The organism is Chloracidobacterium sp. D (assembly GCF_018304685.1).
Classification (GTDB): Bacteria; Acidobacteriota; Blastocatellia; order Chloracidobacteriales; family Chloracidobacteriaceae; genus Chloracidobacterium; species Chloracidobacterium thermophilum.
On the sequence record NZ_CP072634.1, the window covers coordinates 2,110,763 to 2,122,961 of the forward strand.

Here is a 12,199-nt window from a genome sequence, read left to right on the forward strand (position 1 = left end):
CAACGGTTTGTGTAGCGCAGATTGAAGCTTTCCAAAGAAAAACTTTCTGTATGCCTAACCACGCAACATGGCCCACCCGGAAACCAGTCCGTGGCCGGTAACTTCCCCCAAAAGCAACCCAATCGCCCCACACAGGACACTGGCGACAACATATCCAACCGACCAGAGCGCACCGTGCTCGCGCCACACCGTTACGGTTTCGTATTCAAAGGTCGAGAAGGTCGTAAAAGCCCCCAGAAAGCCTGTGGTAAGCGCCAGCCGCAGCCACACGGGCATACCAAGGGCGTCTTTCAGCAAGGCCATGACCAGCCCAAACAGAAAAGACCCCATGACATTGATGAAAAATGTCGGAACGGGAAAACGGAGCGACCACGTTCCCAAAGCGGAAATGCTGATGACATACCGGAGCACCGCGCCCCCTGCTCCCCCAAGGGCAACGACGGCATAGCTTTTGAGAGAAGCCATCACACAAAACCTTGCAGGCGATTTCAGACACAAGGCAACCCCCGCAACGGCGCGAAGCGCTCGCCGGGGACAGCCTGAGTATCAGGAAAAACAATACGGCCGCCGTACGGTGGGATACCAGGTGCAGTTCAGCGCCGTTCCCGGTTCGCCAGACGCGCCAGGGATTCAGATAACCTTCAGCAGCCGGAAAGGGACATCTCCGCCCCGGCGTCAACCGGTTCGCCGGCGTCTGTTTCCACGGCTGACGGACACAGTGGACGGGCAGCGTACTTCCCGTCTCCCGTAGCGACAATGTACCCCCAGGGGCAGTAGTGGTCATGCTCAAACACGTTGATCCACCCTTCGGCGGCTGCCTGGGGAATAAGACGCTTCTTGTTTTCCAGCAACTCAACCGGGTAGAGGTCGTAGCCCATCACCCAAGCAAAGGGAATGTGGGCCGTGGTGGGCAGAATGTCCGCCCAGAAAAACACTGTCTGCCCACCCGGTGCCACGACCCGGACGCACTGCAGGAAGTCGTTGTGGCCGCGCACCGGAATGACCCATACGCCCGGTGACACCTCGGCTTCGCCCTCGATGAAAATGAACTTCCCGGCAGCGGCAATCGGCTCCCAGTCCTCTGGACGGTAACTGGCCCGGTCGCGTTCGTGCGGGTTGCGCGCATGCTCATATTCGGCACGCTGCACGACGTACCGCGCGCGGGGGAAGGTGGGACAAAGCTGCCCATCCGCAGCGCGACAGGTATTGCCCCCGGCATGGTCAAAATGCAGGTGCGTGTTGATGACCAAGGTGATGTCCTGCGGCGCAAGGCCCAACGCCGCCAGCGAGTCCGGAACGGTTGTTTCGTGGGCAATCCCGTACATTTCGATGTGCTTGGCCTGCCAGTTCGAGCCAATACCGGTATCCACCAGAATGGTATCGTGGGGCGTCCGTACCAGCAGCGTATTCAGCCCCAGCACAATCCGGTGCCGGTCATCGGGCGGCATGACCTTTTCCCAGAGCACACGCGGCACGACGCCAAACATGGCACCACCATCCAGGCGGAATGTGCCATCCGAAATGATGTCGAAGCGAAAGTCACCGATTGTCAGTCCCATCCGGGAGTCCTTTCTCCAAACGCGGTCAATAGCCCCCAACAGCGCCAAAGATACTGGTGCCGGCGACCAGAAGGGCGCAAGCGCCGACGAGCAGGACAGGCACCAGAAACGCCAGCGCAGCCCCGGCCAACACGCCCCACCAGCGAAAATACAAGGTTACGAAGAGGATAATGGCCACGCCCAAGCCCGCCCCGCCAAAAAAAATGAGTTCGGTGATGATTCGCGGCACGTAACTCAGGGCTGTGAACAACACGGAAAAGAAAATAAGTGTGCCGTAGGCCAGCGTCCCCAGAAAGCCAAGCACAAGCTGGATGAGGAAGCGCAGGTTCGGCCCTCCCCCTCCGGGAGCTGGCGGCATACGGCCGTAGGGAGGCGGAGCTCCATAGGCCGGCAGAGGTGGAGGCACAGACATGTTGTAATCTTTCAGGCGTCAGCAAAAAGTTTTTTTTTGAAGGCAGCATGATCTGCTCACCAAAGTACGCCCGGCATAACACCAGGCATCCTGCTTCCAGCAAGGCGAAACGTGCGCTCCGAAGCCATGTCGAACCGAAAGTCACCAAACCCCAAACCCTAGCGAGAAAAGCGCCAGACACCCGCCAACCATCAGAGAAGGCATTGAAAACGCCAGCAGGGCTTCAGCTAACACGCCCCACCAGCGAAAATACAGGGTAAGGAAGAAAATGACAACAATCCCCAGTCCACCAGCACCATAGAAAATCAGCTCTAAACTGTTTCCGTCTGATCCGGGGCCGAGAGATCTCAGGTGCCATGAGACAAAGGACACCCGCGTAATAACCGACCGTCCCCAGAAACCCCAACACCACTTGGAGTATAAAAAGGGCACTCTTGCCCACGATGTCAGCCGATTTGTCAAGTGGACTCAGTTGGTATGGTAGCTGTTGTCCGTGAGGCGGCAGAGGAGGATGAGAGGACATAGCAATTCAGGAACAGACAAACAGCCTTAAAGGTGACGTAACCCTCTATCAGAAGATATGTGAGCATGATGCCAAACAGGGTATTGCCCTTCAAGTGGTTTACCGCAGGCAACGCTGACTGCCTGCGGTGCGATCCGTGCATGTCACGTTGTCTGCGCGTTTTGTGTTACAGGCAACAATCTTTGTCAGGGACAGCGGCGGCTGATGTGCGCACCGTCAGCCAGCGCAGCGTAGTCTCAGGTGTGATAATGTCCAACTTTGGAGGTGGAAAGATGAACACGGCGATTACCATTCCTCTGGATGCAGATACAGCAAGACTTTACAATCAGACTTCTGCCGACCTGCAAAGAAAGCTTCAGTTATTACTTAGCCTGTGGCTGCGCGACTTCATCCTGTCACCACGTCCCCTTCAGGTTGTCATGGATGAAATCAGCCAAAAGGCACAGGAGCGCGGTTTGACTTCCGAGACCTTGGAGTCCCTGCTCAATGGCGAATGAACCGCGCTTTGTCTTTGATACCAATGTTGTTATCAGCGCGCTTCTGATGAGACAGTCCATCTCCCGTCAAGCCTTTGACCGGGCAACGCAGACAGGCAAATTGCTTATTTCACATGTGACCGTTGGAGAATTGAACGATGTCTTACGGCGCAAAGGATTTGAAAGGTACATAACTGAGGAAGAACGGATGGAATTCGTGAGTGCTTTTGTCAGGGATGGCATTTTGGTGGAAATTGTAGAGCGTGTGGTGGCGTGTCGTGACCCCAAAGACGACAAGTTGCTTGAACTGGCCGTCAATGGCAAGGCAACCTGTGTGGTAAGTGGTGACAAAGACCTGCTCGTTTTGCACCCGTTTCGCGGAATAGCGATTGTGACACCTCGGGAATTTATGGAATTCCCGCTCCAAAGTGCTGGCTAATCAGCGGCTGAAGCCGACGCTGCCTGCCGCAGCACGAAAAGGATGACTCCGTAATAACCGACTGTCCCCAGAAACCCCAACACCACCTGAAGTATGCAAGGGTGCTCTTCCCCAGTATGTCAGCCGATTTGTCAAGTAGATTCGGGCTGTGTGGTGGCTGTTGTCCGTGAGGTGGCAGAGGGGAATGAGAGAACATAGCGACTCAGGAACGGGCAAACAGTTTTGAAATGAGATCCATGACCTCGGCATAGCCACATGGCTTGCCCGACGACTGCTCGATGGCCTTGAGTTTCCGCGCCATCTGCAGGATCGGGGCTTCCAGTTCCCCAAAAGCAATCTGAAGCGCCGTATGCCGGGCGGCTTTGTCCTCCGGCGGAAGCTGGTTGACCCGGTCGTTGAGATAGTTCACGAACAGACTCAGCATGGCTGCGGCCGTTTCTGCTGTTGTCTGTACGATCTGCTGCTGCTGCTTGAGCAGTTCAGCCAACTGCCGCGTCCGGCGGCGGTAAATGTCCGCCTCAGCTGCAATTTCGGGCGCCGCATAGGCGTTCTGGTCAAAGTTGACCGGCGGCAACTCCTGGGTGATGCGCCGGTACTTGCCGGAGACATACTCCTTGAGGATGGCATCCGATTCCGTCACGCCACGAATCTGAAGCTGCTCCTGCAACTCATGCCGATAGCCAAAGACGCTGCGCAGGTAGTCTTGGAGGTCAGGGCGCTCCATGGCCCCCAGCTCCAGCAACAGAAGGCGCAAAAAGTCCTTGTCTTCCACCAGCCGCGCCAGCCGTTCAAGCCGCTGGCGGTACTCACCGACCAGAAAGCGCGTGAGTTTTTCTCCAAGTTCGGGCTGGAAATGGGCCACCCGCTGACTCTGCTCAAACGCCAACAGCAGTTCCATGTCGTTGATGAGCGAGATCAGCAGTTCACCAGCGATGGTCTCTTGGTCTGGAGGAAAAGACTCAGGAACTCCCATAAACGTCGCGCAAGCAGCAGCCTTTTGAGATTTGGCACCGGGCTCGAGGGGATTGGTGACTACCTGGACTTGATAACTGTCCAATAGTAATCGTATCGCGGCAAAATTGCACCGACATCTTCAATGACGGCACAGCGCCGCAGCCACGTCTCCGGCGGAAACACATAGGGGTTGTTGGCCCAGTCCGGCGGGAGGAAGTCCCGTACGGCGCGGTTGGGTGTTCCGTAACCTGTGACCTGCACGATTTCAGCCGAGGCCTGTGGTTCGAGGACGTAATCAATGAACTGTTCCGCCAGCTCCGGGTGGGCCGCATTGACCGGAATGGCCAGGCAGTCCACGGCCCGCGTCCCGCCTTCCTGCGGCACAACAAAGGCAATGTTGGGATTCTGGCGCGCAGCTTTGGCAATCTGACCGTTGAACCCGTGGACCAGCCAGGCTTCGCCATTGAGTAAAAGCTGCTCAAAGGTCGCGCTGTCGTAGGTTTTGACCAGCGGCTTCTGCGCTGCCAAGTCATCGGCCGCACGCGCAATTTCCTGCTCATCCTGGCTGTTGGGCGAAGCGCCGCGCCGGCGCAGGGCCGCCGCAAAGCACTCCCGCTGATCATCCAGCATGGCAATACGTCCCCGGTAGCGGGTATCCCACAGCGCATCCCAGTGCTCTACCGGCTCCGGCACCTTGTCCCGCCGGTAGCCAATGCCAGTGACAACGAACGTGTAGGGCACCGTGTAGCGATTTTCAGGATCGTAGGGTGCATGCAGAAAATCCGGGTCGAGGTAGTGCCAGTTCGTCAGCCGGGACCGGTCAATCGGACGCAGCAACCCCTGCCGGATGAGTACACCCGCCATGTAGTCGCTCGGAACAATGAGATCATAGCGGGCCACTCCGGTCTGAAGCTTGGCCAGCAGAGCCTCGTTCGAGTCGTAGGTTTCGACCACGACCCGGCAGCGATACCGCTTCTCAAAGTTACGGAGCAGCTTTTCAGAGGTGTAGTTCGACCAGATGTAGATATGCAGGGTCGTGGCCACATCCCCATGCGGTGTTGGGCCCACGGCTACAGCAAGCAGCCCCAGGCAGGTCGTGCCCAGGCTGACGCGGCCCCACCGGGGCAGGCGCTGAAGCCGCTGCACGAGTTGCGCCGCCCCAACCAGCACCACCGTCAGGATAAGCAGCAGACCGGCGGCAGCGTTGATTTCCGGGGATACCCCCGTTTTCATTTTCGAGTAGAGCAGTACCGGCAGCGTGGTGACGCCATCCCCGGCAACGAAACTCGTCACGATGCAGTCATCGAGCGACAGGGCAAAGCACAGCAGTCCACTTCCAACCAGCGCTGGCAGCAACCAGGGCAACGTCACATGCCAGAAGACCGCCGCTGGCGTCGCCCCCAGGTCAAGTGCTGCATCGCGCCACCGTTCGTCAAACCCGGCCAGCCGCGCCCGGACGATGAACACGACATACGGCGTACAGAAGGCTACGTGGACGATGAGTACCGACCAGAAGCCCAGCGGTCGCCCAAACTGCGCCAGCAGCGCCACCGACGCAAAACCAACCACGACTTCCGGGGTCACTACCGGCAGGTAGAAGAGCCATTCGAGCCAGGTCTGTCCCCGGAACCGGTGCCGGCCGAGCGCCAGGGCCGCCGCCGTTCCCAACACCAAGGCAATCAACGTGGCGGAGAGCGCCACGCGCAGACTCGTCTGGATGGCTGCCAGAAAGGCCGGGCTGCGCAGCACCTTCACGTACCACGCGCCGATAAACCCGGCTCCGAAGTCCGCCACCGGCGCTGCCGTGAAGGAAAGCCAGAGGAGCACCAGCAGCGGCGCGTAGAGGTACACATAGACCGCCCCGGCCACACCTTTCAGACCCGTGGCTTCCCAGCCGGGGCGTGGTGAGTGAGACCAGTTCATCCACAACGCGCGCCGGGCCCGGAAAGGCATGGCTTACCAGGACTCCTGACGCTACTCGTCAGGCCGCTCCGGGACCGGCGGACGGATGACGGCAGTGGTGGACTGATTCTCGATGACGCCAATCTTTTCCAGCAGCTTGCGTTTCACCATGGCGTCGTAGATTTTCCACTTCGAGCGCATGAAGTCTTCGTCGTATGTCCCCGACAAAAAGCCAATGGGAATCTCAAAGCCACCGGCTTCGTGCTTGCCGCCACCGTAGTAGTTTCCGTTGGCGTCCCGCCCAAGCGCTGACTTCAGGAACTGGTCCGGGTTGAGGGTGACTTTCGAGGTACGCAGGCTCCCAATGATGACTTCACGCTCACCTTCCTTGGTGATGATGCCGTACACCACGGCCGTGTGAATGTTCTCCTCGGTCAACAGGAAATCGGCCGCCTGCGGAATGGCATCCCGGTCCTCATACCGGACGTAACCCACCCCGGCAATGCTGTAGTTGTCACGGACAATGCGCTTCTCCAGCGCCAGGTTGATGATGTCAATTGCCCGTTTTGACCGCTTGACGTTCAGAATTTCGCTCAGCAGGCTGGCATCCACGAACTGTGACAGGTAGCCAGCCGCCTGAAAGTCACACTCCCGCGCCCGAATCATCCCGTTGGTTTCCGTGCGGATGGCATGCATCAACGCCGTGGCGAGCCGTACGTGCTGGGGATTGTTCTTTTCGAGCGGGAAGGCATCCCGCAGATATTCGGCATAGATCGTCGCCGTGGCGCCAACCTTGCGGATGTCGGTGAACACGGCGTCAATGAGTCCCTGCCGCTCGTGGTGGTCCACAATCACCAGCGGCTTGACGCCGGCCTCACGGAGCTTGCTGGTGAGGGTTGTGGTCGTGCCCTGGTTGTCAATGAAAATGCTGGCCTGATACTGCTTCAGATCGATTGTCGGGTCGTAGTGCAGCAGTTCGATTTGCAAGAGCTGGACGAGCGCCAGGTTTTCCTGATGGCTGATAAAGCCGTCATAGACGATGTCCACCGTAATCCCGAAGGTGGCGGCAATCATCTGGTGGGCAAGCGCCGAAGCAATGGCGTCCGGGTCGGGAAAGTTCTGAATGGCGACGATGTGGCGCTCACCGCGACAGGCGTCCAGCGTGGCGATCAGCTCCAGCACCGGACGCCGTTCATGATACCCACTCGTGCCGTTGACGGTATTGATGGATTCTTTCCCCTCGCGGCGGGGCAGTTCAACGTCTGCTACTGAGGCCGGAACGAGACTCAGGGAAGCCGGTTCCGCCTCTCTCCTTTCGGCCGCGACTGTTTTTTCGCGTCCTGCCGCAGCACTCTTTTCGCGTGACATATTTGATGAACCTTTCCAAGTCCTGCCAAGTCAATTCTTTTTGCAGACTTGCAGCTCAAGTATAGCGCAATCCGGCCCGGCCAATGCACCCAGCCGCACCAACCCGACGGATACCGGACACCTATGCCGGTTGTGGGGAAGCCGCAGAGACCACACCGGGTTCCAGAACACCCTGCAGGGTCTCCTCAATGAGGTTGTCCACAACGGCATGCAGATCGCCGTTGGTTTCCTGAAAAATCCGCAGTTGGCGGTCGGCGCTCGTTCCTTCCTTGAGAATCGTGTGGATGTACTCCAGTTCTGACCGGCTTCCGAGATCGTCCACCACGTCATCCACGAACTCAAGCAACTCCAGAATGAGCGACCGCACCGGTACTTCCGCCTGCTTGCCCAAATCCAGCAGCTTTCCGTCCAGTCCGTAGCGCACGGCGCGCCACTTGTTTTCCTCGATGAGCATGCGGCGGTAGAGTCGGAAGCCCATGTTCTGGCGCAGCAACTTGTAGAGCTTGGCCACCACGGCCTGAAAAAGCGCGGCAATGGCAATGACCTCATCCACCTTGGATGGCAGGTCGCAAATCCGAAATTCGAGCGTGGGGAAAATCGGATGGGGGCGCAGGTCCCACCAGATTTTCTTGCCATTGTCAATGCAACCCGTCTTGATGAGCAGCTTGACGTAGTTATCGAACTCGCTGGCCGAGCCAAAGTAATCTGGAATGCCGGTGCGTGGAAACTGCTTGAAGACTTCTGAACGATAGGACTTCAGACCTGTATTGCGGCCAATCCAAAATGGCGAGCTGGTGCTCAGCGTCAGGATATGCGGCAGAAAGTAACGCGCCGCATTCATGATGTGGATGGCATCGTCGCGGTTTTCAATTCCGACGTGAACGTGCAGCCCATAGATGGACAGCGCCCGCGCCAACTGCTGCATTTCCTCGATGAGCTGGAAATACCGCTCATTGGGCGTAATCTCCTGGTCTTTCCAGTGGGAAAACGGATGGGTCGAAGCCGCCACGATCCGCAGGTTTTTCTTGTGGGCCAGCATCGCCACCGTACGGCGCAGCCTGACCACATCCGCGCGCGCCTCCTGAATGTTGCGACACACCCCCGTGCCCACCTCAACCATGGACTGGTGCATTTCCGGCTTGAGCTGCTCGCCGAGCAGCATCATGCCTTCATCCAGAATTTCGGCGACCCGTGAACGCAACTCACGGGTGTCGGGGTCAACGATTTGGAACTCTTCTTCAATACCAAGGGTGAACTCCTGAGCCATACGCTATCCTCTCGCCAATGCAGACTGACTGACCAAACTCCCAGTTGCCAAACGCCCTGCCACAAACCAACCCGGACCGGCGCCCGCCCGAAAACACCGGCCGCGGGCACCGGTCTGGGTGTCAATCCTTCAGAACAAACGTCGGCACCATGCCGCCGCCAGAGGTGACGTTGCACAGCGCCGTGCTCGACAGCCGGGTAAAGGCGCCGCCCACCTTGCCGTGAAACAGTAACGGGTCGAGGTCCACAAGCTGCTCAATGAAAGTAATCTCGCCTTCTGGCGTGAAGTGGGGAAAGACCTCGTGGGCGGTGGGGACTTTTTCCTGCACCAGGTAGTCGCCGCGCAGCCCTTCAGCAATTGCCGTCTCCCATTCCGCCGGCGTGGCTTCCCAGCCGACGACCACCCCCTTGCCGCCGTATTCATCATTGGGCTTGATGACCAGCCGCGTCTGATGGGCGTGGATGAACTCCAGCAAGTCCACTGTTTCGCCGGCGTAGGTCGTCTTCCCTTCCGCCAGGCGGCGCGTCCACGGAATATGCGCCCGAATGGCCGCCTGCTGCTCCGGCGTAAACAGCGCCGCATACCGTTCATCGGTCAGGACACCAAAAAACATCTTCTTGTGGACAAACTTTGTGCGGAAGCCGTTGACCACACACACGGCGCGGTCGCGGTAGGCATTGACCAGCGCCTTGCACTCCTCCGGGCGCTCCAGGATGTCATTCGTCAACACACGCCGATACACCAGGTCAATCTTGAAGTCCCCACAGCAGAGCCGGCCCGCGTGGTAGTCCAGCTTTTCCGGTGGTGCAATGATGCACTCGAAACCTTCACTTTGGAAGTAGGCCTGAAACTGCTCAAACTCACACTGCGTGGGCAGGCCTTCCCAGTCCACGATGGCGATGCGGGGCTTGTCCGTTCCACCGCTCCATTCCTGGTATGCCGTCAGGAGCGTCTCCAGCAGCAGATGTCGTGCATAGAGCGGCATGACCGGATGCTTCTCCACAAACCGCTGCATCACCGGCAAGTCCATAAAGATACGCGCCATGACCTCGCAGTAGGAAATCCCGGCCGGGTTTTCGGCATTGAGTTCGACGAAGGAAAACGCCTCTTCGGTCAGAAACGAATCGAGTCGGGAGGTGATGGAAATCCCCGTATAGCCGGGGTCAATTTCAATCAGGCGGGCTTCGCCGTCCGTGATGCCCAAGTCATCATAAATGCGGCGGTCGGTCAGCGCCGTGCGCCCCACAATCTCCACACACTCCCAGATGCGTGCACATTCAGCACACAGGTAGCGCCACTGTTCGGCCGTTATGAAGTGAGGGCGCAGGTAGGGCGACAGCGGCCGTCCGCCAAAAATCATCTTCTCTTCGGCGCTGCGGGCAGCCAGAAAATCACGGGATTCAGTCAGTGTGGTAGGCGTTTCCTGGAGCAGGGCATCGTAGTGGGCAATTGCAGCTTTCAACGTCGGGTTGCTTTCCATGGTCTCTCCAAAGAGTGTGTCAACAATGGAACGTTTTGTGCGCCCGGCCGGGAAAGGTCTTCACACCAGGCGCTCAAGGATGGCGGCATACTCAAAAAATCCCGTCGGATGGGGCACTGTGCGCTGGGGCGGCTCCACCCACCGCCAACGCTCCAGCGCAAACAGCACGCGCATCGCTTCCAGCCCGCAGTGGTAGGGCGGCCCGCCGGGCCGGTCGGTTTGCATCCACAGGGCAAACAACCGCCCGCCCGGTCGCAGCCAGCGGCACAGTTGCGCCTCGTAACGGGGCCAGTCCTCCGGCGACAGCGCACACAGGCAGGTCTGCTCATAAACCGCATCGAAGGGCTGCTCCGGCTGCCAGGTGCGGACATCCCCCTCAACCACGTGGGCCGTCAGTCCCGCCTGCGCCAGCTTCGCCTGCAACCGCCGCACCGGAGTCAGCGCAATGTCCAGTCCCCAGACCTCAAAACCGCGCCGGGCCAACGCCAGCACCTCATGACCGTAGCCACAACCGGGGATGAGAATCCGGCCGGGCTTCAGCGCCCCTTCGGCCAGCCAGTGCTCCAGGGCAGGGCTGACGCCACCGCGATCCCAGGCGGTCAGGTCAGCCCGGTATTTCTCCTCCCAGAACGATGCTGTGTCCGCGTCCATGCCCAGCATGATAGACCGCTACATCCGCTCGGCAATCATCTCCTGCCACCGGAAGGTATGCGTCCGCTCCTGGGGACGGCCCTCCTGTGCCAACCGGATGAGCATCTGGCTGACGGTTGAAACCATCCACTCGAAGTTCACCGGGCCGACCGAGAACGAATCGGCGTCCGGCGCAGGATTCATGAAGTCAATGGCATAGGGAATGCCATCCTGAATCGCAAACTCGATGGTGTTGATGTCGTAGCCAAGGGCTTCGCACAACAGGCGGCACTCACGGACGATCCGGGCTTGCAGCTCCGGTTCGAGATAGTCTTCGGGGCGGATGTCGAGGTACTGCGTCGGGTAGGGCCGCGCCGGATCGTACGGCATGATGAGCACGTGCTGCTTGGCGATGCAGTAGCACCGTACGTAACGATCAAATTTGACAAACTGCTGAAGGGTCATGCAGAGCTGTCCGGTCCGGTCATAGACCTGAATCAGCTCCTCCAGCGAGTTGATGCGATAGACATCCCGCCAGCCGCCGCCATCGTGCGGCTTGAGAATTGCCGGCAGTCCGACGTAATCCACAATCGCCTGCCAGTCGAGCGGGAATTGCAGGTTGCGCAACGACTGCGAAGTGATGCGCTCCATGTACTCTTTCTGGGGCAGCAGTGCCGTCCGGGGAATGGCCACCCCCAGCCGGATCGCCATGGAGTAGTTGAAAAACTTGTCGTCCGCCGACCACCAGAAGGGATTGTTGACAATGACCGTTCCTGACAGATAGGCGTTTTTCAGGTACGCCCGGTAGAACGGGATTTCATGGGAGATGCGGTCAATGATGACGGCATAGGGGCACACGGCATCCATACGGATGCCGCCGATGGTGATATACTCGGCCGTCACCCCCGTGTCCTGCGACTGCATGTTGATGCGCTCGATGAGTGCTGGCGGAAAGGTGTTTTCACGCCCGACCAAAACGCCGACCTTTTTCATAACGATTGACGAATCCTTTACGGCAGGACGACGTGCAGACTTCGGCGGTCTGCCTGTCTGCCGGGAAATGGGATGAACTGGATACGGCAACGGTGCGACGCAGCCACGCCATTGTCAAGCGTTCCGCTGCAAGGTTACAGCTTGCAGTTGCCAAAGGCCACCTTCTAGCATAGCCCCGGATTCAGTTCACCCTTGG

General features: G+C 58.8%; 12 protein-coding genes. 2 read left to right on the forward strand and 10 right to left on the reverse strand.

Annotated elements, in window-relative coordinates; all coding sequences use genetic code 11:
• Positions 1-54: 54 nt before the first annotated feature.
• The 3 genes from crcB to J8C01_RS08890 all read right to left on the reverse strand — a co-directional run bounded on the left by crcB (position 55) and on the right by J8C01_RS08890 (position 1,917).
• Positions 55-465 carry a fluoride efflux transporter CrcB gene (gene crcB, locus J8C01_RS08880; RefSeq protein ID WP_014100285.1) on the reverse strand — a complete coding sequence of 137 codons (411 nt, stop codon included), beginning with the start codon at positions 463-465 and terminating at the stop codon, positions 55-57.
• Between the two features lie 176 nt (positions 466-641).
• Positions 642-1,559, reverse strand: a complete 918-nt coding sequence (locus tag J8C01_RS08885; RefSeq protein ID WP_014100286.1) for an MBL fold metallo-hydrolase — start codon at positions 1,557-1,559, stop codon at positions 642-644.
• A gap of 25 nt (positions 1,560-1,584) precedes the next feature.
• A complete protein-coding gene (locus tag J8C01_RS08890; protein ID WP_014100287.1) occupies positions 1,585-1,917 on the reverse strand; it encodes a hypothetical protein in 333 nt (110 codons plus the stop codon).
• 849 nt (positions 1,918-2,766) lie between these two features.
• Here J8C01_RS08890 and J8C01_RS08895 point away from each other — a divergent pair.
• Both J8C01_RS08895 and J8C01_RS08900 read left to right on the forward strand, forming a co-directional pair.
• Positions 2,767-2,991 (forward strand): hypothetical protein, encoded by a 225-nt coding sequence (locus tag J8C01_RS08895; protein WP_211431673.1) that lies wholly within the window; start codon positions 2,767-2,769, stop codon positions 2,989-2,991.
• Positions 2,981-3,409: a putative toxin-antitoxin system toxin component, PIN family gene (locus J8C01_RS08900; protein WP_211431674.1), complete on the forward strand. Its 429-nt coding sequence runs from the start codon at positions 2,981-2,983 to the stop codon at positions 3,407-3,409. The genes J8C01_RS08895 and J8C01_RS08900 overlap by 11 nt, the downstream gene beginning before the upstream one ends.
• Before the next feature lie 202 nt (positions 3,410-3,611).
• On the opposite strand, the gene J8C01_RS08905 is transcribed toward J8C01_RS08900, so the two are convergent.
• The 7 genes from J8C01_RS08905 to J8C01_RS08935 form a co-directional block, all read right to left on the reverse strand.
• Positions 3,612-4,382 carry a hypothetical protein gene (locus tag J8C01_RS08905; RefSeq protein WP_014100289.1) on the reverse strand — a complete coding sequence of 257 codons (771 nt, stop codon included), beginning with the start codon at positions 4,380-4,382 and terminating at the stop codon, positions 3,612-3,614.
• A 59-nt stretch (positions 4,383-4,441) separates the two neighbouring features.
• The gene (locus J8C01_RS08910; protein WP_041569176.1) at positions 4,442-6,316 is read right to left on the reverse strand and encodes an extracellular solute-binding protein; all 1,875 of its coding nucleotides are present in this window, start codon (positions 6,314-6,316) and stop codon (positions 4,442-4,444) included.
• Between the two features lie 21 nt (positions 6,317-6,337).
• Complete coding sequence (locus J8C01_RS08915) at positions 6,338-7,633, reverse strand: DHH family phosphoesterase (RefSeq protein ID WP_211431675.1); 1,296 nt, start codon at positions 7,631-7,633, stop codon at positions 6,338-6,340.
• 121 nt (positions 7,634-7,754) lie between these two features.
• Positions 7,755-8,900, reverse strand: a complete 1,146-nt coding sequence (locus J8C01_RS08920) for a carboxylate-amine ligase (RefSeq protein WP_211431676.1) — start codon at positions 8,898-8,900, stop codon at positions 7,755-7,757.
• Positions 8,901-9,021: 121 nt separating this feature from the next.
• Complete coding sequence (locus tag J8C01_RS08925; protein WP_211431677.1) at positions 9,022-10,380, reverse strand: hypothetical protein; 1,359 nt, start codon at positions 10,378-10,380, stop codon at positions 9,022-9,024.
• Between the two features lie 60 nt (positions 10,381-10,440).
• Entirely contained in the window at positions 10,441-11,040 is a 600-nt protein-coding gene (locus J8C01_RS08930) for a methyltransferase domain-containing protein (protein ID WP_211431678.1), read from the reverse strand.
• 9 nt (positions 11,041-11,049) lie between these two features.
• Positions 11,050-12,003: an ATP-grasp domain-containing protein gene (locus J8C01_RS08935; RefSeq protein WP_211431679.1), complete on the reverse strand. Its 954-nt coding sequence runs from the start codon at positions 12,001-12,003 to the stop codon at positions 11,050-11,052.
• Positions 12,004-12,199 lie beyond the last annotated feature (196 nt).